This window comes from Streptosporangium sp. NPDC050148, assembly GCF_055586505.1.
Map to the genome: position 1 here is coordinate 46,309 of NZ_JBVJIA010000041.1, position 24,108 is coordinate 70,416.

Sequence of the window (24,108 nt, forward strand, 5' to 3'; positions counted from 1 at the left end):
TCCTCGCCAGACCCCCCGTGTCATCTGCAGGAGTCCCTCACTGATGCGTACTGACACATCCATGTCCGCCCCGTCCGACCCGCTGGAGACACTGGGCCTCACCCCGGCCCAGGCCAGCCTGTACAACACGGTCCTGCGCCTGCACCGTGCCACCCGCGACGACCTGGTCCAGGCCACCGACGGCTCGTCGGAGCCGATCACCCGCGAGCTGGCCACCCTGGTACGGCTGGGCGTGGTCGCCGAGCAGGGCGGCGAGTACCTCGCCCGGCACCCGGCCACCGCCCTGGGGAACCTGATCGCCGAGAGGCTGGACCGGCTGGCCGCCGAGAGCCGCGGCATCGACCGCGTGCTCGGCTCGATCCGCGGCTTCATCCACCAGTACGACGCGGGGCACGACTACCAGGCCGGCCGGTTCCCGGTGGAGGCCGTCGGCGGGGCCGACGAGTTCTACGAGAGCGTGATCGGCCTGGCCGTGCAGTCCCCGCCGCTGACGCTGCTGTCGGCCATCCCGGACGGCCGGATGATGAGCGACTTCGCGCACCGCTACGCCGACCAGTGGATCGGGGCCCAGCACGCCGGCCTGCTCTCCTGCCGGGTCGTCATCCCGGTCCACACGCTGGAGATCCCGGGCCTGCGCGACAAGCTGGACCGGTTCGAGCGGGCCGGAGCCCAGGTGCGCACCCTGGACGTGGTGCCGAGCTGGTTCCTGGTCGCCGGGGGCGACGCCGCGGGCCTGCCGCCCCAGTGGGGAGGCACGCTGCCGGAGAACGCCTACAACTTCCACCTGCTCCGGGCGCCCGTCGTGGTGGCCGCGCTCGGCTCGCTCTTTCGGGAGCTGTGGGCACGCTCGGCCCGGCTGCCCTGGACCCACCGCGACGACGTCGTGGTCCGGGTGCTGCGTCTGGCCGGCCAGGGCGTCCCGGACGAGATGATCGCCCGGCAGCTGGGCGTCTCGGTCCGCACGGTACGGGCCCGGTTCGCCGACGCCATGGCCGAGCTGGGCGCGCAGTCACGCTTCCAGGCGGGGGTGGAGGCGGCCCGGCGCGGCTGGCTCTCCTAGGACCGCGGCCCTCCCTCGGCGACCGGGGACCTCCCGCGCCTCCGGGCGCGGCCCCGGCGCCTCCGGTTGCCTTCTCCGACGCCTTCGGGTACGGCCCCTGCCCCTTCGGGCGACCGGCTCTCCGCAGGGCCGGGACGCCTTCCGAGGCGCCGTACGCCCCCGGCAGGGCCGGATACGCCTCGCCCGGGACCGCCGCACTCGTGCAGTTCCATGCCTCTCTGTCACATCCAGGCCATAAGGTGGGATCGTGCTCGACGATGTCCCTCGCGACCCGTTCGCGGATGACCCCGACGACCCGGCGGCGGCGCTGGGCGATCCCGACGATCCCGAGCCGCTCACCACGGACGAGCGCGACGAGGCCATGACCGACCTCGCCGACGTGGAGGTCTTCCGCTCACTGCTGGAGCCCCAGGGAGTGCTCGGCCTGGTGCTCGACTGCCCCGAATGCGGCGAGCAGCACTACTTCGACTGGGAACTGCTCCGCGGCAACCTGCGCCAGATGATCGAGAACGGCCAGCCGCAGGTCCATGAGCCCGCCTACGAGCCCGACCCCACCGACTACGTGAGCTGGGAGTACGCCCGGGGTTACGTGGACGGTGTGATCGACACCGAGGAACACCGCTGATCCACGTCGTCGGCCAGGGCCGCCAGTAGCGCGACCGCGACGTCTCCGGCCTTCGAGGGGGAGACCGGTGTCCTGCGGGACAGTGCCTCGACGACCGCCTCGGTCTCGGTCACGGCCGGATCCTCGTCCGGCCCGTACCTGCGGGCCGGACGTCGCGGGTGAACCGTTGTCATGATCGTTCTCGCTCCGGGTCGTCGCGAGCCCCGTCCCGCGGTTCGGGTCTCCGCTCGCGGCCCCTGCTCAGCGGCTCCGCGGTCAAGCTATCGACTCCAGCTCCGCCATCGCCCGAAGCCTGGCCAGCGCCCTGTGCTGGGCGACACGAACCGCACCTGGTGACATGCCGAGTACATTACCGGTCTCCTCGGCGGAAAGGCCCGACACCACCCGGAGCATGAGCAGCTCCCGCTGGTTGTCCGGCAGCCGCGACAGCAGCCGGCGGGCGTGCTCGGCCTCGATGTAGCGCACCACGGTCTCCTCCGGCCCCGGCCCCTCGTCGGGGCCGTCCGGAAGGTCCTGGGTGGGCACGGCCGAACGCACCGAGCTGCGCAGCGCGTCGGCCACCTTGTGGGAGGCGATGCCGAAGACGAAGGACGCGAAAGGGCGGCCCATGTCACGGTAGCGGGGCAGCGCGGACAGCACCGCGATGCACACCTCCTGGGCCACGTCGTCCGCGATGTGGTATTGACCGGAGACCCGGCCCAGACGACCACGGCAATAACGCACGACCATCGGCCGCAGTTGCGCGATCAGAGCCTCGATCGCGGTGCGATCCCCCTGAACGGCGAGGCTTGTCAGATCCTTGAGATCATCCCTGTGGGCGACCCCATCGGACCTCGTCGCAAGCCTCACCCCATTTTTGGCGTCGGCGACGCATCCCTCGGTCACGTTAGGCATGATGCCCGCCCTGATAGTGCCTGTCGTCATGGCAAACGGCTACGGATTGGTCACATTGAGGCGGTGATAACCGCGCGTAATCAAGGGGCGACGCTATCGACTACGGTATGTAGGAATATTCCGCTCGATTGCCAGAATGCGTTCTATAGAGCAGAAGCGTTTTTTGGATCTTCCACGCCGGAAGACGTGCCATGACGCTTTGGGACCGCTTTCGGTTCACCGCCGGAAGCGATCGTCCTTCATCCTCCACGCGAGCCCGGCGGGTCCCGGACGCGGAGACACGAACGGCCCGCGTCCCCCGAGGGGGGCGCGGGCCGCGCGGGAGCGGTACCGATCAGTGGCCGTGACCGTGGCCGTGGCCCTGACCGCCGCCGGCCGGGGCCTCCTCCTCGGGCTTGTCCACCACGAGGGCCTCGGTCGTCAGCAGCATGCCGGCGATGGAGGCGGCGTTCTGGACGGCCGAGCGGGTGACCTTGACCGGGTCGATGACGCCCTGGGCGATCAGGTCGCCGTACTCGCCGGTGGCGGCGTTGAAGCCCTGGCCGGCGGAGAGCTCGGTGACCTTGGCCGTCACCACGTAACCCTCGAGACCGGCGTTCTCGGCGATCCAGCGGGCCGGCTCGACGAGCGCCTTGCGGACGATCGAGACACCGGTCGCCTCGTCCCCGGTCAGGCCCAGGTCGTCGAGGGCCTTGGAGACGTGGATGAGCGCGGAGCCACCGCCGGAGACGATGCCCTCCTCGATCGCGGCGCGGGTGGCCGAGATCGCGTCCTCGAGGCGGTGCTTCTTCTCCTTGAGCTCCACCTCGGTGGCCGCGCCGACCTTGAGCACGCAGACACCGCCGGAGAGCTTGGCCAGACGCTCCTGGAGCTTCTCGCGGTCCCAGTCGGAGTCGGACTGCTCGATGGCGAGCTTGATCTCCTTGACGCGGTCGGCGATCGCCGTGGCCTCGCCGGCACCGTCGACGACGGTGGTGGAGTCCTTGGTGATCACGACGCGGCGGGCGGTGCCCAGCACCTCGACGCCGACGTGCTCCAGCTTGAGGCCGATCTCCTCGCTGACGACCTGGCCACCGGTGAGGATGGCGATGTCCTGCAGCATGGCCTTGCGGCGGTCACCGAAGCCGGGCGCCTTGACCGCGACCGAGGTGAAGGTGCCGCGGATCTTGTTCGTCACCAGGACGGCCAGGGCCTCGCCCTCGACGTCCTCGGCGATGACCAGCAGGGCCTTCTTGGTCTGCGCGATCTTCTCGAGCAGCGGCAGGAAGTCGGCGACCGAGGAGATCTTGCCCTGGGTGATCAGGATGTAGGGGTCCTCCAGGACCGCCTCCATGCGCTCCTGGTCGGTCACCATGTAGGGCGACAGGTAACCCTTGTCGAACTGCAGGCCCTCGGTGAACTCCAGCTCCAGGCCCATGGTGTTGGACTCTTCGACGGTGATCACACCGTCCTTGCCCACCTTGTCGAACGCCTCGGCGATCAGCTCGCCGATCTTGGCGTCCTGCGCGGAGATCGTCGCGACGTGCGCGATCTCCTTCTTGTCCTCGACCGGGCGGGCGGACTCGATGAGCCTGTCGCTGACGGTCTTGGCGGCGATGTCGATGCCGCGCTTGAGGGAGAGCGGCTGGGCGCCGGCGGCCACGTTGCGCAGGCCCTCGCGGACCATGGCCTGGGCCAGGACGGTCGCGGTGGTGGTGCCGTCACCGGCGACGTCGTTGGTCTTGGTCGCCACCTCCTTGGCCAGCTGCGCGCCGAGGTTCTCGTACGGCGCCTCCAGCTCGACCTCACGGGCGATGGTGACACCGTCGTTGGTGATGGTGGGCGCACCGAACTTCTTGTCGATGACGACGTTGCGACCACGCGGGCCCAGCGTCACCTTGACCGCGTCCGCGAGAGCGTTCACGCCGCGCTCGAGAGCTCGGCGCGCGTCCTCCTCGAACGACAGGATCTTCGGCATGACAATCCTCTCTATAAGTACGTCGGCGCATCAAAGCCCCGGGCGCTGTCGCGACCCGGGGCTCGATACGTCATCTTTTTGTGAAGCGAGATCTACTTCTCGATGATGGCGAGCACGTCGCGGGCGGAGAGCACCAGGTACTCCTCGCCGCTGTACTTCACCTCGGTGCCGCCGTACTTGCTGTAGAGGACCACGTCGCCCTCGTTGACGTCGAGCGGAACACGCTTCGTGCCGGCGTCGTCCCAGTTGCCGGGACCCACCGCGAGGACCTTGCCCTCCTGCGGCTTCTCCTTGGCGGTGTCCGGGATGACCAGACCGGAAGCGGTGGTCTGCTCGGCCTCAAGCGGCTGGACCACGATGCGGTCGCCGAGCGGCTTAACGGGAACCTTGGTGGCGGTCGTCACGTCGGACCTCCCCTTCAGATGTGAACGATCTAGAAGAGGCGACCAGCGGTCTGCCGTCGCGGGTGTCAGACCTGCCTCGTCGCATTGATTTGGCACTCTCACGGGGAGAGTGCCAATACGGAACAGTATGCAAGGAGGCCTTGACAGTCAACACGAAGCGCCCTTCTGCGCTAGGAGCGGACGGCGAACCGGGAGGAAAACCCCTCATCAGGCCCGTGACGGAAGGCGATAGCGTCGGCTGCTGTGAATCTCGACGCATTCCGGGAGCTGCTCACCCCGCGCGGCCAGGAGGCGCTCGCCGCCGCGGCCGGGACCGCCGGCGACGACCCGGTGACGGCGGTGACCCGCCTCCGGAGGCACTACGACGCGGACCTGACCTCGGCCGCGCTCACCCAGGCCGCGCTCAGGGTGCGCGCCAGGGACAAGTTCGGCCCCGACGCCGACCTGATGTACTTCACCCGCGCCGGGCTGGAGCAGGCCACCCGCCGCGAGGTCGCCGACCACCGGGCGCGCCGCCTGGCGGCGGGCTCGCGGGTCGCCGACGTCTGCTGCGGCATCGGCGGCGACCTGCTGGCCCTGGCCAGGGCCGGATGCACGGTCGAGGCCGTGGACGCCGACCCGCTCACCGCCGCGGTGGCGCGGGCCAACGCGGACGCGCTGGGACTGGGCGAGCGGGTCTCGGTCCGCGCCGCCGACGCCTCCGTCCTGGACCCGGCCGCCTTCGACGTGCTGTTCGCCGACCCCGCGCGCCGCACGGCCCGGGGCAGGACCTTCGACCCGATGGGGTACTCGCCGCCCTGGCCCGCGGTGCTGGAGATGGTGGCCCGCGCCGGCGCCGCCTGCCTGAAGGTCGCCCCCGGCATCCCGTACGAATTCATCCCCGACGGCGCCGAGGCCGAGTGGGTCTCCTGGCGCGGCGACGTCAAGGAGGCGGTGATCTGGTGCGGCGCGCCGGCCGGGACGACGCCGCGCCGGGCCACGCTCCTGCCGTCCGGCGTCACGATGACGCCCGACCCCGCGCTCGGCGCCCCGCCCACCGGCCCGGTGGGCCGCTACATCTACGAGCCGGACGGCGCGGCGATCCGGGCCCACCTGGTCGCGGAGATCGCCGCCTCGGTCGGCGGGCGCCTGCTCGACGCGCAGATCGCCTACATCACCGGCGACGACGCGGTGACGACGCCGTGGGCGTCCCGGTACGAGGTCCACGAGACGCTGCCGTTCTCGCTCAAGCGGTTGCGGGCGGCGCTGCGCGAGCGCGACGCAGGAAACGTGACGATCAAGAAACGCGGTTCCGCGGTGGACGTCGACCGGCTCAGGAAAGACCTCCGGCTCTCCGGCGGTGAATCCGTCACGGTCATTCTCACCCGGATCGGCGAGAGGCCGTTCGCCTTCGTCTGCAGCCCCGGCTGACCAGCCAAAATAGTTAATTCTTCCAGCCAACCGGCAATTCCCATCTTTTAGTCTCGCCGCTGGAAAACCTTGATCCACCGGCTAAGGTTTCGGGGCGGGAGTTCTCCCTCGTCCGCGGTTTCACCATGTTCAGCAGTATTCGTCAGCGTTCATCAGTATTTGTCAGCGTTCATCAGCGTTCATCAGCGACCGACCCCATCCCACCGCGCGGCCGACCGTCGGCGAGTGAAGGAGTTCTCGGTGGATCACTCCGACCACGCCCTGTTCCAGGCGGGCAGCCAGACCGCCATCTCCGACCGGATGCGCGAGCTCCTCGCCCGCGCGGCCCAGGACCACGTCTACGAGCAGCGGACCCAGGGCGCCGTGCTCGACGAGATCCGGCAGCGCCTGGAGGGCATGGAGTGGCTGCTCCGCGAGGTCAGGGAGCGCGAGATCGGCGGGCTGAACGGCACCCTCGAATCCGTGCACGGGCGCCTGGACGAGATCGCCGCCCGCCCGCCCACCTGGGCCGAGAGCCTGGCCCAGCACGTCGAGGCGGTCCGTGACCACGTCGACGCCGTCGGACGGCGCGTCGACGCGGTGCGCGACCGGATCTCGGACGTCGGCGAGCTGCCGAGCCTGTGGACCGACCTGGGCGCCATGGGCGAGGGCGTGGAGGAGGCCCTGGCCCGGCTGCGCGCGATCTCGGACGGCACCCAGGGCGTCGACGAGCAGGTGCGCGGGCTGGCCGAGCACCTCGCCCGGCTCCAGGCCGACATGGGCATCGCCGCGCACCGGTTCAGCCGGCTGGACCGGGCGCTGGCCGACCTGGCCCAGCGCACCGGGCGCGTCGAGGCGGGCATGCTCGAGGCGTCCACGAGCCTGCAGCAGGCCCTGGGCACCGCCACCGACCGGGTACTGGCCGCGGTCGACCAGGTCAACGCCAAGGTCGACCAGGTGAGCGGCAGGGTCGACCTGGTCGTGCCGAGGATCGACGAGCGGACCGCGGCCGTCGAGAGCCGCATCGACCGCCTGGACGGCCATCGGACGGCGGCCGGAGGGCGCTTCGACACCCTGGAGGAGCGCCTCGACGACATCGAGGGACGGGTCACCGGCCGCATGGACGTCATCGACTCCCGCCTGTCCACCCTGGACGGCCACGCGGAGAAGTCGGCCGAGCGCCTGGAGAGCCTGGACGAGCGGGTCGGCTTCCTGCCCGCGATCCTCGGCCTGGACGTGCTCATCGGCGCCCAGGCCACCGAGCAGCGGGAGCGCTTCGACACCCTGGAGGAGCGCGCCCGGCGGGCCGAGGCCGCGCTGGCCCCACTGGCCGAGATGGTCCGCGCCCGGCCCGACCGCGAGCAGCTCACCCAGGCGCTGAGCGAGACCGTGGAGCCCGCGCACGCCGACCTGACCCGCCGCCTGGGCGCCCTGGAGGAGACCATGCTGGCGCTCGCGGAGGCTTTACTGCGTCCGGCCAGGCCCGACAAGGGCTGACCGGGCCCCGGACCGCGCGGGCCCGGTCTGTGCGATCCCCGTGTGATCCCGGTCCGTGCGGTTCCCGGTCCGTGCGGTTCCGGCCCATGCGGTCCCGGCTTATGCGGTCCCGGTGCGCACGGGCTCGATCCGCGCGGACGCCGGGATCCTCTCAGCCGGGGTGCCCGGGGTGCTCGGGGCGCCCGCGACCTGCCCTCCCGGAGGGTACGTCTCGCGGCAGAGGTTCCCCTTGACCACCTTGAGCAGGGCCGACAGCTCCTCGACCTGCTCGTCCGTCAGCCCCCGGGTCATCCGGTGCTGCAGCTCGGCCATGACCCGGTCCACCTCGGGAAGGAGCGCGCGCCCGGCGGGTGTGATCTCGACCATGCTGATCCGCCGGTTGGCCGGGCAGGGACTGCGGCTGACGAACCCGCTGCGCTCCAGGCGCTGGAGCGTCTTGGTCATGGTGGACACGTCGACGCCGACGATCCTGGCCAGCGCGTTCTGCGACTGGGGACCGTGGTCCCCCAGCGCGCCCAGCACGCGTTCCTGACCGGGGTACAGGTCGATCTCCGCGAGGAGGTTCGCGAGCAGGGCACGGTGGTCACGGCCGGCGACGACCATCAGGCAGTTGAGGCTCTCCTCGTACTCACCGCAGCCTCCGCCCGTGCCGTCGCAGCTTCCGTCCGCCTCGTACACCGTCTCGATCCGCGTCTCCGCCATGTCCGGGTCCTTTCCGTCCCTGTCGAGACTACCGCTTGCATGTTGGCCGACCAAGTTGTACAAATAATCCTTGGCTGGCCAAGTTGGTCAGCCAAGAAGGGAAACGTCATGCCTTTCTCATCGTTCACGCTCGGCGACATCACCCTCCCCAACCGCCTGGTGATGGCCCCCATGACCCGCTCGCGGGCCTACGTCGACGGCATCCCGTCCTCGCTGACCGCCCTCTACTACGCCCAGCGGGCCTCCGCGGGCCTGATCGTCACCGAGGGGGTGCAGCCCAGCCATGCCGGCAAGGGCTACATGAACACCCCCGGCCTGCACACCGACGAGCAGGTGGCCGGGTGGCGTGAGGTCACCGACGCCGTGCACGCGGCGGGCGGGCGGATCTTCGCCCAGATCATGCACGCCGGCCGGATCGGCCACCCCGACAACACCGGCGCCGTGCCGGTCGCCCCCTCCGCCGTACGGCCGGCCGGGCAGATCTTCACGCCCGCGGGCATGCAGGACCACCTCACGCCGATCGAGCTGACCACCGCCGAGGTCGAGGCGACCGTCCAGGACTTCGCGGACGCCGCCGCCCGCGCGATCGAGGCCGGTTTCGACGGGGTCGAGCTGCACGGCGCCAACGGCTACCTCATCCACCAGTTCCTGTCACAGAACGCCAACCTGCGCGAGGACCGCTTCGGCCGGTCGTCGGTGGACGACAGGATCCGCTTCGCCGTGGAGACCGCGCGGGCGGTCGTCGACCGGATCGGTGCCTCCAGGGTCGGCATCCGGCTCTCGCCCGGCAACGGCATGGGCGACCTGGTCGAGGAGGACATGCACGAGGTCTACCCGGCGCTGGTGAACGAGCTGGCCGCGCTCGACCTCGTCTACCTGCACCTGGTGGCGGGCGCCTCCGACGACCTCGAGCAGGAGATCCGCAAGGCGTGGCCGAACGCCCTGGTCCTCAACACCCCCGCGATCGGCGACCCGGCCGCCAGGGTCGCGCGCTCCCTGGAGCGCGGCGCCGACCTGGTCTCGCTGGGCGCCTCGTTCCTGGCCAACCCCGACCTGCCGCTCCGGCTGCGGCTCGGCGCCGAGCTCAGCCAGGCCGACTTCGCCACGGCCTTCGGCGGCGACCACCGGGGCTACACCGACTACCCGGTGCTGTCCCTGCACCCGGCGTCGGCCTGAGACCGGCCGACCGCACGGGGGCGTGCGGGAACACTCGGGAAGCCACGAGGCGCCCGGGGGTCACACGTGGACGGTGGTGACGGGCAGCGAGGAGTCGGCGGGGATGTCCAGCGGGGACGGCGTGATGCCCGCCGACACCAGGTCCGAGCCCAGGGCGGCCACCATGGCCCCGTTGTCGGTGCACAGCCCGGGGCTGGGGACCCGCAGCCGGACACCGGCCGCGTCGCAGCGCTCCTGCGCCAGCGCGCGCAGCCGGGAGTTGGCCGCGACCCCGCCCCCGATCAGCAGGTCCTGGACGCCGTGCTCGGCGCACGCCCGCAGGGCCTTGCGGGTCAGCACGTCCACCACCGCCTCCTGGAACGAGGCCGCCACGTCGGGCACGTGAACCGTCTCGCCCGCCTTCTGCCTGGCCTCCACCCACCGGGCCACCGCGGTCTTCAGGCCGGAGAAGGAGAAGTCGAGCGTCCCGTCCTCGTACTTGCCGCGGGGGAAGGCGACGGCGGTCCCGGAGCCCTCGCGGGCCGCCCGGTCGATGTGCGGGCCCCCCGGGAACGGCAGGCCGAGCACCCTGGCCACCTTGTCGAACGCCTCGCCCGCGGCGTCGTCCACCGTGGAGCCCAGCGGGACGATCTCCTTGGCGACGTCGGGCACCAGCAGCAGGGACGAGTGCCCGCCCGAGACCAGCAGGGCGACGCACGGCTTGGGCAGGGCCCCGTGCTCCAGCTGGTCCACCGCGACGTGGGCGGCCAGATGGTTGACCCCGTACAGCGGCACGCCCAGGCCCAGCGAGTACGCCTTGGCGGCGGCGACGCCCACGAGCAGCGCCCCGGACAGGCCGGGCCCGGCCGTGACCGCGATGGCGTCGACGTCGGCCAGGCGCAGCCCGGCCTTCTCCAGGGCCCGCTCCACGGTCGGGGTCATCGCCTCCAGGTGGGCCCTGGAGGCGACCTCGGGCACCACCCCGCCGAAGCGGGCGTGCTGCTCGACGCTGGAGGCGATGGCGTTGGCCAGCATGGTGTGCCCCCGGACGATGCCCACGCCCGTCTCGTCGCAGGAGGTCTCGATGCCCAGGACCACCGGTTCGTCACTCATGGAGATCCTTCCTCATCATGATCGCGTCGGTGCCGTCCTCGTAGTAACGGCGGCGCAGGCCGATCCGCTCGAACCCGAACCTGTGGTAGACCGCCTGCGCGTCCGGGTTGTCCGCCCGTACCTCCAGGAAGACCGAGACGGCGTCCCGGCGCGCGGCCTCGGCCAGCAGCTCGGTCAGCAGGGCGCCGCCGACACCGCTCCGGCGCCGTTCGGCCAGGACGGCGATGGTCTGGACGTCGGCCTGGTCGCCCGCCGCGGCCAGCCCGGCGTAGCCGACGATCACGTCGTCGACCAGGGCCACCAGGTAGTGCCTGGTCCTCGGCTGGTCGTCGAGCTCGCCGCGGAACATGCCCTCGCTCCAGGCGTCGTCCGGGAAGACGGTCCGCTCGATCTCCATGACCGCGGGCAGGTCGTCGGCGGTCATCCGGCGCAGCACCGGGGTCACGTGGAGACCTTCTTGGGCGCCGACGGCACCCGGGCGTCGGGACGGCGCAGGTAGATCGGCAGGGGCGGGCCCAGCACCGAACGGGCACCGGCCCCCTCGGCCTCACCGGCGGCCGCGGTCTCCCCCGGGGCCCCGTCGGCGCGCCGGGCCTCGTCGGTGTCCCAGGAGTCACCGGTGCCCCGCTCGCCGAGCCCGCGCTCGCCGAGCGCGGCGGCGGCCAGCGCGGCCAGCGCGCCCGCGTAGGGGTACTCCGGCGCGTCCGCCAGCCGGGAGGCGCCGAGGACCTCGGCGTACATCCGCGCGCCCGCGCCGACCAGCGGGAGATCCCCCGGCAGGTCGTGGGGCCGGTCCACCGAGGGCCCGGACAGCCGGGTGCGCGCGTCGGCGTAACGGCCCCAGAACACCTCCTTGCGCCGCGCGTCGGTGGCCACCAGGAACGGCCCGTCCAGGCCGCTGCCGTAGGCCAGCGCGTCGAGGGTGCACACGCCGTACGCCGGGACGCCCAGGGACGTCGCGAGGGCCTGGGCGGTCACCAGGCCGACCCGCAGGCCGGTGTAGGGACCGGGCCCGGAGCCCGCGACGACGGCGGTGACGTCGCCCAGGGAGACTCCGGCCTCCCGCAGGACCGTCTCGATCGTGGGCACGAGCAACTCGCCGTGGCGGCGCGCGTCGACCGTGGTCGACTCGGCGAGGACCCTCTCACCGTCGTGCAGCGCTGCGGTGACGGCGGGGGTGGCGGTGTCAAAGGCCAGGACCAGCACGGACAGTTAGCCTAGTCCGTCCCGCGAGAGCTCACGTCTCAGGTCTCGACCAGGGTGGCGTAGACGATCAGATTGTCCCGGTACTCGTTCTCGTCCCAGTCGAAGGTCCCGCCGCAGGTGATGAGCCTCAGGCCGTCCTCGAGGTAGACCTTGTCGGCCGGGAACCGGTTCTTGCTGATCTGCTCGATCGTGTCCACCCGGTACTGGGCGACCTTGCCGTCGCTGCGCACCACCTTGATGACCTGCCCCTGCCGCATGTCCTTGAGCCGGTAGAAGACCGCGGGCGAGGTCCTGGTGTCCACGTGTCCCAGGATCACCGCGGGCCCCTTGTCACCGGGGACCACGCTGTCCTTGACCCAGCCCGCGACGTTCGGCTTCTCGTACGGCGGCAGCTCGACCCGGCCGTCGTCCACGCCGAGCTTCATCAGGGGCGCCTTGATCCCCAGGGACGGGATGTCGATGCGGCTGGGCACGACCGAGGCGCGGGCGGGCGGCTTCTCCTCGTCCCCGCCCCTGCCGTTGATCGCGACCATGACGATCCCGGTGATGACACCGGCCAGGACGATCCTGGACCAGCGGGTGGAATCGGCCATCGCGGACTACGAGCGGCGGCGACGCACGACCGCGATGCCGATACCGCCCGCCAGGGCCACGGCGAGCAGCACCCCGGCCGTGCCGATCGGCGCGCCCGGGTCCGCGGGCCCACCGGCCGCGGTGCCGCCGCCACCGGTGCCCGGCCCCTCGGTGCTGATGATCGTCCTGGTCGGCCTGGAGGTGGGCGTGGAGCTCGGCTCGGTGGCGGCCACGATCCGCAGGTTGGTGGTGCCGGTGTCGTTGGTCCCCTCGCACCTGGCGTTGATCTCGTAGACGCCCACCGCGGTGCCCGCGGCGACGGTCGCCTGGCCGCGGACCCAGGGGCGCGGCGTCGGGGTCGCGGTGGCCGCGGGGTCCGGGGTCGGCGTGGCGAGGATCGGGTCGAGGGTCACCGGGGTGCGGAAGATCCGGGAGGAGGCGGTGCCGCGGTGCTCGGGCCCTCCCTGCGGGATCGGGCAGTTCGCCAGGATCCACACCTTCTGCCCGGCCCTGGCGCGGGCCGGCTGGAGCTGGACCTCGATGTCCTGCCGGCTGATGCCGAAATCGGGCTGGGTCGGGGTGGGCGTGCCCGTCGGGCTGCCCCCCGAGGTGGCCTCGGCCGTGCATCCGGTCATCCCGAAAATGACGATGGCTCCTGCAACCGCGACACGCTTGACGCTTGGCACCGTCGAACTCCGTTTCGCCCTCCGGCCGACGACCCTCGCCCGGCACGATGACCCACCTGTTCCCCATTAAACATGGGCAAACCCGCAACAGTCGATCATCACGCCAGACGATCTAGACCAATGGGGAGTAGTGCCAGCGTGCCAGGATTTCCCCGTCCCCGTAGGGGATTCAGAGGACGCCCTCCCAGCGGGCCCCGACGCCGCGGAGCGCGACGGTGCGGCCCTCGCCCGCGTCCTCGGCGGCGCCCCGGGCGATGACGATCTCCAGCCGGTCCTCGGCCAGCCCCTCCACCAGACCCTCCCCCCACTCGACCACGGTCACCGACTCCTCCAGCGAGGCGTCCAGGTCCAGGTCGTCGACCTCCAGGTCACCGCCGAGGCGGTAGGCGTCGACGTGGACCAGGGCCGGGCCGTCCGAGAGCGAGGGGTGCACCCGCGCGATCACGAAGGTCGGCGAGGTGATCGGGCCGCGCACCTCGAGCCCGGCGGCGATCCCCTGCACCAGGGTCGTCTTGCCCGCGCCCAGCGGGCCGGACAGCACGGCCAGGTCCCCCGGCCGCAGCAGGGCCGCCAGTTCCTCGCCCAGCTCCCGCATCTCCTCGGCGGTCGCCACGTCTCTCACGTGCCTCGTCACTCCTGTCGATCTCTGTGGCCCGGCCCGCGCGGGCCCGGAGCCCTGTCCCCACCGGCACCGGCCGGTCCCGGCCGGCCCTGACCGGTCTCAGCCGGTCCTGGCCGGTCCCGGCCGTTTGCGGCCGGTCTCAGCCGTCCGCCTCCGCGCCCCCGTCGGCCGCGGCCCGCTTGAGCAGGTCGCGCAGCGCGTCGTTGACGGCGGTCGGCCGTTCCAGCTGGACCAGGTGCGAACTGCCGGGGACCTCGGTGAAGCGGGCCTCCGGCAGGGCCTTGGCCATCTCCCTGCTGTGCTCGACCGGTGTCAGCCAGTCCTCGTCACCGACCATGATGGCGGTGCAGACGCCGTTCAGCACACCGAGCGCGTTCATCTTGTCGTGCGACACCAGCGCCGGGTAGAACTCGGCGATCACCTCGAACGGGGTGGAGCGGATCATCGACTCCACGAAGTCGACGAGCGTGGGGCTGACGTTTTTGGAGTCGGCGAACCCCAGGTGACGCAGGGCCAGGAAGGCCACGTCGTTGCCGACCTGGCGGCTCTTGTCGACCAGCGTGCCGCCGCGCCGCAGGATCGACACCGCGCTCGGCGTGACCATGTGCACCGCCTTCGCCACCAGCGCGGGCAGGCCCAGGGAGATCTCGCCGAGTCTGCCGGGCGAGGTGGAGATCAGCGCGACGCCCTTGATCCGGTCGCCGAACCACCCGGGGTGCCGGTCGGCCAGCGCCATGATCGTCATACCGCCCATGGAGTGGCCGACGAGCACGCACGGGCCGGGCACCAGCGTCTCGATGACCTCGGCCAGGTCCTCGCCGAGCCGGTCGATCGAGCTGTCCTCGGTCGGGATGCGCGGCGAGCGCCCGTGGGAGCGCTGGTCCCACAGCACCAGGCGGTAGGAGTCGCGCAGGTCGCGCCGCTGGTAGTGCCAGGAGTCGAGGTTGAGCGTGTAGCCGTGGCAGAAGACCACGGTCAGCGGGGCGTCCTCGCGGCCGTCCACCTCGGCGTACAGGTGGACGCCGTCGGAGGCGGTGACCGTGACGGGGCGGCCGCGCAGCTCTCCGAGGGGCTCGCTCGCCTCCAGGTCGGGGCGGAGCCTGATGCGGCCGACGGCGTACCGCTTGGCGAGGGCCGCGGCGGCCACTCCGGCGGACGCCGCACCGACAATCGCACCCGCGACCCCGGCCCTGCGCCGTCTGGTAGTACTCATGAGCCCCCCTGAGATGCCCTTCACCGGTGAACGCGCGGGACCCGCGATCCGATCCCGGTCACGATCTCATGCGTGATCGTGCCAAGGGAATCCGCCCATTCCTGGGCGGTCGGCTCGCCGCGTGAGCCGTCACCGAACAGGATCACCTCGTCGCCCTCCGCCAGCGGATCGTCTCCCACATCGATCATGAACTGGTCCATGCAGACCCGGCCGGCGATCCGCCGCCTGCGGCCACCCGCCAGCACCTCCGCCCGGTTGGTGGCGTGCCGCAGGACGCCGTCCGCATACCCGAGCGGAACCAGGCCAAGCGTGGTTTCCCGATCTGTGACATAGAGGTGTCCATAGGACACACCGGACCCGGCGGGCACCCGTTTCACCAATGCGGCCCGCGCCACCAGCGTCATCGCCGGACGGAGCCCGAAGTCTCCCATCGAGGGCACCGGGCTCAGCCCGTAGACCGCGATCCCGGAGCGGACCATGTCGTAGCGGGCGTGCGGAAGCGTCAGCAGCGCCGCCGAGTTGGCGATGTGCCTGATCACGTGCGATCCGCCGAGCCCGGCCTTCTCCGCGATGCCCAGTGCCTCGTCGAAGACGGTGATCTGGTCGGCCACGGACGGGTGTCCCGGTATGTCCGCGCAGGCGAAGTGGGACCAGAGCCCGACGATCTCGATCGTGCCCTCGGCCCGGCGGGCCAGCGCCCGGTCCAGCAGCGCGGGCCAGTCCCCGATCGTGGTGCCGCCGCGGGACAGGCCGGTGTCGGCCTTGAGGTGCACCCGGGCCGTACGCCCGGCCGAGGCCGCGGCGGCGGCGATCGCGTCGAGCGTCGCCGGGCCGGACGCCGACAGCTCGACGTCCCCGGCGACGGCCTCCTCCAGCGGCTCCCCCGGCGGGATGATCCACGCCAGGATCGGCGCGGTGACACCGGCGGCCCGCAGCTCCAGGGCCTCGCGGACGAAGGCGGTGCCCAGCCGCCCGGCCCCGCCCTCCAGACAGGCGCGCGCCACCGGGACCATTCCGTGCCCGTAGGCGTCGGCCTTGACCGCCACCATCATCTCGGCGCCGGGGGCGTGGCCGGTGAGCAGCGCCAGGTTCTCGCGGATCGCCGAGAGGTCCACCCGTGCCTCGGCGGGGGTCGTCGGGAAGCTCATCGCCCCAGTCTGGCAGCTGGGACACCCCTCCGAGGCCCGTTGACCAGGCCACGGGCCGCCTCCGGCAGGGCCTGGGCCACGTCCCAGGCGGACAGCGGGCCGTTGCGCCCGGCGATCCCGTGCAGGTAGGCGCCGGCCGAGGCCGCGTCGTAGGTGTCCAGGCCGGCGGCCAGCAGGGCACCCGTCAGGCCGGACAGCACGTCCCCGGTGCCGCCGGTGGCCAGCCAGGGGCTGCCGGTGGGGTTGACGACGACCGGACGCCCCTCCTGGACGACGAGCGTGGTGGAGCCCTTGAGCAGCACGGTCACGCCCAGTTCCGCCGCGGCCTGCCGTACGTTCTCCAGGCGCCGCGCCTCGATCCGGTCGCGCGGCACGTCCGTCAGGCGGGACAGCTCGCCCGCGTGCGGGGTGAGCAGCACGGGCGCGGCGCGGTGGAGCAGCGACCGGTCGGCGGCCAGCAGCGTCAGGCCGTCGGCGTCGACGAGCACCGGCACGTCGCTCGCCAGCACCGAGCGGGCCACGGCGTGCGCCTCCTCGCCGGTGCCGAGCCCCGGGCCGAGCACCCAGGCCTGCACCCGGCCGACCCGCTCCACGCCCTCGCCGGGCGCCAGGGTGGTGATCACGGCCTCGGGCCAGCGGGCCCGTACCTGGGCCACCGGCTCGGCGGTCCCGGCGTAGCGGACCAGGCCCACCCCGCCCCGCAGCGCCCCGCCCACGGCCAGCACCGCGGCGCCGGTGTAGCGCTCGCTGCCTGCCGCGATCCCGACGACGCCCCGGCGGTACTTGTCGGAGGTCGCGCCGGGCCTGGGCAGCAGGGCCGCCACGTCGGCGTCCTGCGGCGCGATCACGCCGGGGTCGGGCAGGTGGGGGCCGAGGCCGATGTCGACGAGCTCGGTGCGGCCCGCGTACCCGCGGCCGGGGTCGACGAGCAGCCCGGTCTTCCAGGCGCCGAAGGTGACGGTGGCGTCGGCCTGGACCGCGGCGCCCTCCACCTGGCCGCTGCTCGCGTCCACCCCGCTGGGCACGTCCACCGCGAGGAGCTCGCCGGGCGCCTCGGCCGCCAGCCGGGCGAGGGTCGCGTACGGCTCCCGCAGCGCCCCGCTCCCGCCGATGCCGACCATCCCGTCCACGATCAGGTCCGCCGCGCCGAGCACCGCGCGGGCGGCCGCGCCCTCGGGGTCGACGACCCGGCCGCCCGCGCGGCGCAGGGCCTCCAGCCCGCCCGTGTGGACGCGCGTGCCGGCCGCGATCGCCTCGACCCGGGCGCCCCGGGCGGCCAGGCGCGCCCCGGCGTACAGGGCGTCCCCTCCGTTGTCGCCGCCGCCGACCAGCAACGCGACGCGGGAGCCGTACACGCCGCCGAGCATCCTGGCGCAGACCACCGCGAGCCCGGTGGCCGCCCTCTCCATCAGGGCCCCCTCGGGCAGGGTCGCCATCAGCGCGGCTTCGGCAGCCCTGATCTGGTCGGAGGTGTACGCGGTCCGCATTCCACCGAATCTATCCCTCGGCGATCACGTAGGCGATGGCGACGCCCCCGTCGTGGGTCAGCGAGACGTGCCAGCGGGCCACGCCCAGCTCACGGGCGACGTCGGCCACCCGGCCGGTCACCCGCAGCTCGGGACGGCCGTGCTGGCCGCGCACGACCTCGGCGTCCCGGTACGGCAGCCCGGGAGGCGCGCCCAGCGCCTTGGCGACGGCCTCCTTGGCCGCGAACCTGGCGGCCAGGGACTCGGCGGCCAGCCCGCTCTCCGCCGGGGTGAACAGGCGCGTCCTCAGCGCGGGCGTGCGCGTCAGCGTCACCTCGAACCTGGCCACGTCCACGACGTCGACGCCGATACCAACGATCATCCACCCAGGCTAGAAGAGAGGGCGGCGGTGCCGTGACGCCCGGGGCCGGGCGGACGTCCGGGCGAGGATCCAAGGGGGCCAGGGGGCCAGGAGGTCCGGGGGAGGCCGAGAGGGTCCAGGGGATCCGGGCGGGGGCCCAACGGATCCGGGGGATCCGGGTGCTCGCGGGCCGCCGGTCGCCCGGGTCCGCGCCGTCACAACCGGCCCCCAGGTCACTTCCAAGCGGCCCCGCCCAGACTGTGCGTCCTCGGCACGGACATCGACGGACATCTATGGACATCTACAGAGGGGAACGACGGCTCATGAGGATCGCATTGGTCACCGGAGCGGGGCGGGGCATCGGCAGGGAGATCGCACGGCAGCTCGCCGGGCACGGGATGACCGTGTTCGCCGGGGTACGCGACGAGGGTCACGCCCCCGAGGGCACCCGCCCGCTGCCGCTGGACGTCACCGACGAGGCGGCGGCCCGCGACGCAGCCAGGGTCGTCGGGGAGGAGTTCGGAAGGCTCGACGTCCTGGTCAACAACGCCGCGCTCTGCGGCGACCACGGGGTGGCCCCGGCGGACGTGACCGCCGGGCACATGCGGGGCACGTACGAGGTCGGCGTGTTCGGGGTCGTCACGGTCACCCACGCGATGATCCCGCTGCTGCGGGCCTCCGGCGAGGCCAGGATCGTCAACATGACCTCCCGGCTGGGCTCGCTGGCCCTCACCGCGGCCAGGGACGGCATCAACCGCGACTGGACGATGCTGGCCTACAACTCCGCCAAGAGCGCGCTCAACGCGATCACCGTGATGTACGCCAACGAGCTGCGCGGATCCGGGATCCTGGTCAACGCGGTCGATCCCGGGCACTGCGCCACCGACCTGACCGGTCACACCGGGACCCGCACGGCGGCCGAGGGCGCGACGGTGGCCGTGCGGATGGCCGTCCTCGGCCAGGACGGCCCGACCGGCACGTTCGGCGCGCAGGAGGGCCCGCTCCCCTGGTGACCCGGCCCTCCCCTGGTGACCCGGCCCTCCCCGTGACGGCCCGGCCTCTCGCGGCCTCCGCGCCCGGTGGCCCGGTTCCCCGGCCGGCCGGGGAACCCACCGGCGAGAGCCCCGGCCGGCGGACCTCCTCCGGAGGGGACCCGGCCCGCGGGGTCTTCCCGGAGGGGACCCGCGGGCCGGTCAGAAGCCGCCGCGCTGCCAGGGACCCCAGATGGCGAAGCTCATGCCCTGGGACGCCTGCATGTTGACGTAGAGGGTGTGGCCTCCGGGGCCGAAGGTCGAGCCGGCGAACTCGGCGCCGGAGTCGCCCTGGACCGGGGCCAGCCTGGAGAAGTCGAAGATCTGACCGGCGGCGGTGAGACCGCGCAGGTAGTTGCCGTCGGAGCCGTCCTCGCACAGGACCAGGGTGCCCCGGGGGCTGGTGGTGACGTTGTCCGGCAGGTCCAGGGTGACCGAGCCCGGCGACTCGTAGACCAGCTTGAGCCGGCCGCTCCACGTCTCGTACGCCCACACCTGGCCGCGTCCCTTGCCGTAGCCGCCGGGCGGGGTGTCGCCGGGCGCGGTCGCGCCGCCCTGGGTGGAGACGAAGTAGATCGTGCCGTGGTGGCTGACCGCCCCCTCCAGCCGGGAGAAGAGCGCCGCCCCCTTGGCCCTGCCCTGGGAGGAGACCGCCAGCATGGCCGTCTCGTAGGTGGTGGTGCCGGTGTAGGTGGGGTCGGGGTCGTCGATGTCCACCCAGGTCGTCGCGTAGGAGGCCCCCGCGGGCTGGCCGATCGAGAGGTCCTTGTTCGGGGCGCCCTGCACGGCCAGCATCTGCAGCCTGCCGCCGTCGAGGATGCGGCCCGCGGTCAGCGGGTTCTTGGGGGGCAGGTACCGGTAGAAGCCCGACGGGTAGAGGAAGTCGTCCTCGGTGAGGTAGAGCGCGCCGGTGAGCGGGTCGAACGCGGCCGACTCGTGGGCGAACCGCCCGGCGCTCCTGATCGGCACGCGGCCGCGGCCGTCGATCGGGACCTCGAAGACGTAGCCGTGCTTCTGGGTCAGCTTGCCGTTGTCCTGGCCGGTGGGGTCGTTGCCCACGTCGGGGCCGTTGACGGTCTCCTCGCAGCTCACCCAGGCACCCCAGGGCATCGGCCCGCCCGAGCAGTTCATCTGGGTGCCGGTCAGGCTGGGGGCGGAGGCGAGCACCTCGCCGTAGCGGCTGACCCGGAGCGTGGAGGTGCCGCCGCCGGCCGCCGGGTCGTAGGCCTTGGCCGGGTCGCCGAATGCGCCGACCGGCCCGTTGACCTCGTGGTTGCGGACCAGGATCGCGCTGGTTCCGGGCCCCCGGAAGGCGGCCATGCCGTCGTGCCGCGAAGGGACGACCGAACCGTCGGTGAACGTGTCGCCGGCGACGCTGAAGGAGCGGTAGTGGAAACCGGAGGGCAGGTGGAGGCGGACCACGCCGTCCCGCTCGTCCGCGACCGGAACCAGCGGCCCGTAGCCGCTCCCGGAGCGGAGCTGCCCGCTCTGTCCCGCCCGCGCGACCCCGGCGAAGGGCCCGGCCACCCCGATCGCCGCCAGTGCGGTGCTCCGGGCGAGGAAACGGCGACGATCCATCTGTGGCTCCCTTGGATCAGGTACGTTCACGCAACGTTAATCTGTTCCGGAGGACCGCTATAGGGCATTTATGAATAATTAATAATCCGGAAAGGTAAACGACTCCTCTCTTGTCGGCTTCCGGTGCCCATAGGTTTCTTCGAGCCTTTTGACGCTTTTGGTGTTCGTGGTGTTCGTGGTGCCGACGATGCCACCGGTGCCCGGTGTCCCTCGACGTGCCTCGACGTGCCTCGACGCCGTCCGCGCGGAGCCCCGGACGGGCCTCACTCCACCGTGACCGACTTGGCGAGGTTGCGGGGCTGGTCGACGTCGTGCCCCTTGGCCGTGGCCAGCTCGCAGGCGAAGACCTGCAGCGGCACCGTGGCCACCACCGGCTGGAGCAGGGTCGGCACCGCCGGGATGTGGATCAGCGTGTCGGCGTACGGCTCGACCGCGAGGTCGCCCTCCTCGGCGATGACCAGGGTCCTGGCGCCGCGGGCCCGGATCTCCTGGATGTTGGACACGATCTTGTCGTGGATCACCCGCTGGCCGGTCGGGGAGGGGACCACGACCACCACCGGCAGCCCCGCGTCGATCAGCGCGATCGGGCCGTGCTTGAGCTCGCCCGCGGCGAACCCCTCGGCGTGCATGTAGGCCAGCTCCTTGAGCTTGAGCGCCCCCTCCAGCGCGACCGGGAAACCCACGTGCCGCCCGAGGAACAGCACGCACCGCTCGCCCGCCAGCGACCTGGCCAGCGCGCGGACCGGCTCGACCGTCGCCAGCACCTCGCTCACCTTGGACGGCAGCTGCGCCAGCCGGTCGAAGATCTGGGTGATCTCGTCGCCGAACCTCGTGCCCCGCACCTGCGCGAGATAGAGCGCCACCAGGTAGCAGGCGACGAGCTGGGTCAGGAACGCCTTGGTGGAGGCCACCGCGACCTCCGGGCCCGCGTGCGTGTACAGGACGGCGTCGGACTCGCGGGAGATCGTGGAGCCGTTCACGTTGCAGATCGCCAGCACCCGGGAGCGCTGCCCGCGGGCGTGCCGTACCGCCATGAGGGTGTCCATGGTCTCGCCGGACTGGCTGATCACGATCACCAGTGTGTCGCGGTCGAGGATCGGGTCGCGGTAGCGGAACTCGCTGGCCACCTCGACCTCGCACGGCAGCCCGGCCCAGTGCTCGATGGCGTACTTCGCGATGAGCCCCGCGTGGTACGAGGTCCCGCAGGCGACCAGAATGATCTTGTTGATGTCCCGCAGCTCCTGGTCAGAGAGCCGCATCTCGTCCAGTGCCAGCCGGCCGTCCCGGCCGACCCTGCCGAGCAGCGTGTCGGCGACGGCCCTGGGCTGCTCGGCGATCTCCTTGAGCATGAAGTGGTCGTAGCCGTCCTTCTCGGCGGCAGCGGCGTCCCAGCCCACGTGGTAGTCGCGCGTCTCGGCCGGCATGCCGTTGAAGTCGACCACCGTGATCTTCGAGGGACGCAGCTCGACCACCTGGTCCTGGCCCAGCTCCACCGCCTCGCGCGTGTGGGCGATGAACGCCGCCACGTCCGAGCCGAGGAAGTTCTCCCCGTCCCCCCGGCCGACCACCAGCGGCGAGTTGCGCCGCGCCCCCACCACCACCTCGGGCTCGTCGGCCGAGATCGCCAGCAGCGTGAAGGCCCCCTCCAGGCGCAGGCAGACCCGGCGCATCGCCTCGGCCAGGCCCCCGGCGGCGAACTCCTCCAGCAGGTGCGCCACCACCTCGGTGTCGGTCTCGGAGACCAGCAGGTGCCCGGCGTCCTCCAGCTCGGCCCGGAGCGCGGCGAAGTTCTCGATGATCCCGTTGTGGATGACCGCGATCCGCCCCGCGCAGTCGGTGTGCGGGTGGGCGTTGCGGTCGGTCGGGGCCCCGTGCGTGGCCCACCGGGTGTGCCCGATCCCGGTCGTGGCCGGCGGCGTGGGCCGGGAGAGCAGCGCCGAGCGCAGGTTGGCCAGCTTGCCCGCCTGTTTCTCCACCGCCAGGCCGCCGGATCCCACCAGGGCCACCCCCGCGGAGTCGTACCCCCGGTACTCCAGCCGTCCCAGCCCCTCGACCGCGACCTCGATCGCCTGCCGCCGCCCGGTGTATCCCACGATCCCGCACATGGCCACCCCCCTTCCTTGAGGATCGGCCACCGTACCTATGGAGAACCCCCAGCGCAGCCCAAGAATCCCGCCCGGCGCCCCGGCCGGAGCGCGCCCCGGTGCGATCAGTAGGCTCATGCACCATGGCCAACGGTCCTGACGCCGCGACACCGTACGTGCAGCTGAGCCGATCCCGGTGGAGCGAGCTGCGCAGGAACACCCCGCTGACGCTCACCGCGGAGGAGCTGGAGGAGCTGCGCGGCCTCGACGACCCGATCGACCTGGCCGAGGTCACCGACATCTACCTGCCGCTCACCCGGCTGCTCAACCTGCACTTCACCGGCGCCAGGCAGCGCAGCGCGGCGCTGAACACCTTCCTCGGCGGCGGGCGTCGGGCGGCCCCGTACGTGCTGGGCATCGCCGGCAGCGTCGCGGTCGGCAAGTCGACCACCGCCAGGCTGCTGCACACCCTGCTGGCCCGCTGGCCCGAGCACCCCCGGGTGGACCTGATCACCACCGACAGCTTCCTGTTCCCCAACGAGGTGCTCACCGCCCGGGACATCATGCACCGCAAGGGCTTCCCGGAGAGCTACGACCGGCGGGCCCTGGTCAGGTTCGTCGCCGACGTCAAGGCGGGCCTGCCCGAGGTCACCGCCCCCGTCTACAGCCACCTGGAGTACGACATCGTGGCCGGCGCGGTCCAGACCGTGCGCAGCCCCGACATCCTCATCGTCGAGGGCCTGAACGTGCTCCAGCCCGCACCGCCCACCGCGCTGGCGATCAACGACTACTTCGACTTCTCGATCTACGTGGACGCCAAGGTCGAGCACATCCGCGACTGGTACGTGGACCGCTTCCACAAGCTGCGCCGGACGGCCTTCGAGGACCCCAAGTCCTACTTCAGGCACCTCGCCGAGCTGTCGGAGGAGGAGGCGACCGACTTCGCCAGGAACGTCTGGCGCGACATCAACGAGCGCAACCTCGTCGAGAACATCTCCCCCACCCGGGGCCGGGCCGACCTGGTGCTGCACAAGGGCGCCGACCACTCGATCAGGCGCGTCAGGCTCCGCCGCATCTGACCCGCCGCGGCCCCCGCCCCCGGCGCCTGACCGCCCCGGCAAAGGACGCGCACCGGACGAGCCCCGCTCTTCGCCGCCGTAGGGCGGGATCGCCGGACCGGGCCGTCGGGGTCGGGGAGCCGCCGCGTGCCCGCACCGCCCGCGGGATTCAGCGAGCCGTGGCACAGGTCCTAGGGCCTGTACGGACTTCGGATCTTTAGAGGGGTTGAAGGCTTCGGATCCACAAAAGGGCTCCGCGAAGATGAAGACCCGCGAGGTAGCTTTC

24 protein-coding genes are annotated in these 24,108 nt (G+C 72.2%); 7 read left to right on the forward strand and 17 right to left on the reverse strand.

Annotation, left to right across the window (positions count from 1 at the left end):
- Positions 1–43: 43 nt before the first annotated feature.
- Both ACZ6RT_RS32575 and ACZ6RT_RS32580 read left to right on the forward strand, forming a co-directional pair.
- Positions 44–1,060, forward strand: coding sequence for a response regulator transcription factor (locus ACZ6RT_RS32575; protein WP_399185778.1), 1,017 nt, complete (start codon positions 44–46; stop codon positions 1,058–1,060).
- A gap of 247 nt (positions 1,061–1,307) precedes the next feature.
- Positions 1,308–1,685: a DUF5319 family protein gene (locus ACZ6RT_RS32580; RefSeq protein ID WP_344889895.1), complete on the forward strand. Its 378-nt coding sequence runs from the start codon at positions 1,308–1,310 to the stop codon at positions 1,683–1,685.
- Here the strand turns inward: ACZ6RT_RS32580 and ACZ6RT_RS32585 are convergent.
- From ACZ6RT_RS32585 to groES, 4 genes are all read right to left on the reverse strand, one after another.
- A complete protein-coding gene (locus ACZ6RT_RS32585; protein WP_470157686.1) occupies positions 1,646–1,858 on the reverse strand; it encodes a hypothetical protein in 213 nt (70 codons plus the stop codon). The genes ACZ6RT_RS32580 and ACZ6RT_RS32585 overlap by 40 nt on opposite strands.
- Positions 1,859–1,940: 82 nt before the next feature.
- Entirely contained in the window at positions 1,941–2,579 is a 639-nt protein-coding gene (locus tag ACZ6RT_RS32590; RefSeq protein ID WP_344889898.1) for a sigma-70 family RNA polymerase sigma factor, read from the reverse strand.
- Between the two features lie 334 nt (positions 2,580–2,913).
- Positions 2,914–4,536: a chaperonin GroEL gene (gene groL / locus ACZ6RT_RS32595; RefSeq protein ID WP_399185776.1), complete on the reverse strand. Its 1,623-nt coding sequence runs from the start codon at positions 4,534–4,536 to the stop codon at positions 2,914–2,916.
- A 92-nt stretch (positions 4,537–4,628) separates the two neighbouring features.
- Positions 4,629–4,940 (reverse strand): co-chaperone GroES, encoded by a 312-nt coding sequence (groES, locus tag ACZ6RT_RS32600; protein ID WP_399185775.1) that lies wholly within the window; start codon positions 4,938–4,940, stop codon positions 4,629–4,631.
- 243 nt (positions 4,941–5,183) lie between these two features.
- Here groES and ACZ6RT_RS32605 point away from each other — a divergent pair, with 243 nt between their 5' ends.
- Together ACZ6RT_RS32605 and ACZ6RT_RS32610 are read left to right on the forward strand one after the other, a co-directional pair.
- The gene (locus ACZ6RT_RS32605) at positions 5,184–6,350 is read left to right on the forward strand and encodes a class I SAM-dependent methyltransferase (RefSeq protein WP_399185774.1); all 1,167 of its coding nucleotides are present in this window, start codon (positions 5,184–5,186) and stop codon (positions 6,348–6,350) included.
- Positions 6,351–6,590: 240 nt separating this feature from the next.
- Positions 6,591–7,826 carry a hypothetical protein gene (locus tag ACZ6RT_RS32610; RefSeq protein WP_399185773.1) on the forward strand — a complete coding sequence of 412 codons (1,236 nt, stop codon included), beginning with the start codon at positions 6,591–6,593 and terminating at the stop codon, positions 7,824–7,826.
- A gap of 99 nt (positions 7,827–7,925) precedes the next feature.
- Here ACZ6RT_RS32610 and ACZ6RT_RS32615 read toward each other — a convergent pair whose 3' ends face one another.
- A complete protein-coding gene (locus tag ACZ6RT_RS32615; protein WP_470157689.1) occupies positions 7,926–8,528 on the reverse strand; it encodes a MarR family winged helix-turn-helix transcriptional regulator in 603 nt (200 codons plus the stop codon).
- Positions 8,529–8,636: 108 nt separating this feature from the next.
- On the opposite strand from ACZ6RT_RS32615, the gene ACZ6RT_RS32620 reads away from it, so the two are divergent.
- On the forward strand, positions 8,637–9,704 hold the full coding sequence (locus tag ACZ6RT_RS32620) for an alkene reductase (protein ID WP_470157691.1): 1,068 nt from the start codon (positions 8,637–8,639) through the stop codon (positions 9,702–9,704).
- 60 nt (positions 9,705–9,764) lie between these two features.
- On the opposite strand, the gene tsaD is transcribed toward ACZ6RT_RS32620, so the two are convergent.
- The 10 genes from tsaD to ACZ6RT_RS32670 form a co-directional block, all read right to left on the reverse strand.
- Entirely contained in the window at positions 9,765–10,796 is a 1,032-nt protein-coding gene (gene tsaD, locus ACZ6RT_RS32625; RefSeq protein ID WP_470157693.1) for a tRNA (adenosine(37)-N6)-threonylcarbamoyltransferase complex transferase subunit TsaD, read from the reverse strand.
- Entirely contained in the window at positions 10,789–11,241 is a 453-nt protein-coding gene (gene rimI, locus ACZ6RT_RS32630) for a ribosomal protein S18-alanine N-acetyltransferase (protein ID WP_399185769.1), read from the reverse strand. Before rimI ends, tsaD begins: the two co-directional genes overlap by 8 nt.
- Positions 11,238–12,002, reverse strand: a complete 765-nt coding sequence (gene tsaB / locus ACZ6RT_RS32635) for a tRNA (adenosine(37)-N6)-threonylcarbamoyltransferase complex dimerization subunit type 1 TsaB (protein WP_470157695.1) — start codon at positions 12,000–12,002, stop codon at positions 11,238–11,240. The genes rimI and tsaB overlap by 4 nt, the downstream gene beginning before the upstream one ends.
- Positions 12,003–12,040: 38 nt before the next feature.
- Positions 12,041–12,595 carry a class F sortase gene (locus ACZ6RT_RS32640; RefSeq protein WP_470157697.1) on the reverse strand — a complete coding sequence of 185 codons (555 nt, stop codon included), beginning with the start codon at positions 12,593–12,595 and terminating at the stop codon, positions 12,041–12,043.
- Between the two features lie 6 nt (positions 12,596–12,601).
- A complete protein-coding gene (locus ACZ6RT_RS32645; protein WP_344889921.1) occupies positions 12,602–13,210 on the reverse strand; it encodes a hypothetical protein in 609 nt (202 codons plus the stop codon).
- A gap of 220 nt (positions 13,211–13,430) precedes the next feature.
- Positions 13,431–13,883 carry a tRNA (adenosine(37)-N6)-threonylcarbamoyltransferase complex ATPase subunit type 1 TsaE gene (gene tsaE, locus ACZ6RT_RS32650; protein WP_399185766.1) on the reverse strand — a complete coding sequence of 151 codons (453 nt, stop codon included), beginning with the start codon at positions 13,881–13,883 and terminating at the stop codon, positions 13,431–13,433.
- 139 nt (positions 13,884–14,022) lie between these two features.
- Complete coding sequence (locus ACZ6RT_RS32655; RefSeq protein WP_470157700.1) at positions 14,023–15,096, reverse strand: alpha/beta fold hydrolase; 1,074 nt, start codon at positions 15,094–15,096, stop codon at positions 14,023–14,025.
- 20 nt (positions 15,097–15,116) lie between these two features.
- Positions 15,117–16,244: an alanine racemase gene (gene alr / locus ACZ6RT_RS32660; RefSeq protein WP_470157702.1), complete on the reverse strand. Its 1,128-nt coding sequence runs from the start codon at positions 16,242–16,244 to the stop codon at positions 15,117–15,119.
- Positions 16,241–17,731 (reverse strand): NAD(P)H-hydrate dehydratase, encoded by a 1,491-nt coding sequence (locus ACZ6RT_RS32665; protein ID WP_470157704.1) that lies wholly within the window; start codon positions 17,729–17,731, stop codon positions 16,241–16,243. The genes alr and ACZ6RT_RS32665 overlap by 4 nt, the downstream gene beginning before the upstream one ends.
- 10 nt (positions 17,732–17,741) lie before the next feature.
- Positions 17,742–18,092 (reverse strand): holo-ACP synthase, encoded by a 351-nt coding sequence (locus ACZ6RT_RS32670; protein WP_399185762.1) that lies wholly within the window; start codon positions 18,090–18,092, stop codon positions 17,742–17,744.
- 302 nt (positions 18,093–18,394) lie between these two features.
- Between ACZ6RT_RS32670 and ACZ6RT_RS32675 the strand changes: the two genes are divergently transcribed.
- A complete protein-coding gene (locus ACZ6RT_RS32675; protein ID WP_470157706.1) occupies positions 18,395–19,084 on the forward strand; it encodes an SDR family NAD(P)-dependent oxidoreductase in 690 nt (229 codons plus the stop codon).
- A gap of 180 nt (positions 19,085–19,264) precedes the next feature.
- On the opposite strand, the gene ACZ6RT_RS32680 is transcribed toward ACZ6RT_RS32675, so the two are convergent.
- Both ACZ6RT_RS32680 and glmS read right to left on the reverse strand, forming a co-directional pair.
- Positions 19,265–20,680: an alkaline phosphatase PhoX gene (locus ACZ6RT_RS32680; protein ID WP_470157708.1), complete on the reverse strand. Its 1,416-nt coding sequence runs from the start codon at positions 20,678–20,680 to the stop codon at positions 19,265–19,267.
- A gap of 263 nt (positions 20,681–20,943) precedes the next feature.
- Positions 20,944–22,902 carry a glutamine--fructose-6-phosphate transaminase (isomerizing) gene (gene glmS, locus ACZ6RT_RS32685; RefSeq protein WP_470157710.1) on the reverse strand — a complete coding sequence of 653 codons (1,959 nt, stop codon included), beginning with the start codon at positions 22,900–22,902 and terminating at the stop codon, positions 20,944–20,946.
- A gap of 5 nt (positions 22,903–22,907) precedes the next feature.
- On the opposite strand from glmS, the gene coaA reads away from it, so the two are divergent.
- Entirely contained in the window at positions 22,908–23,843 is a 936-nt protein-coding gene (gene coaA / locus ACZ6RT_RS32690) for a type I pantothenate kinase (protein ID WP_399185759.1), read from the forward strand.
- The last annotated feature ends 265 nt before the right edge of the window (positions 23,844–24,108 follow it).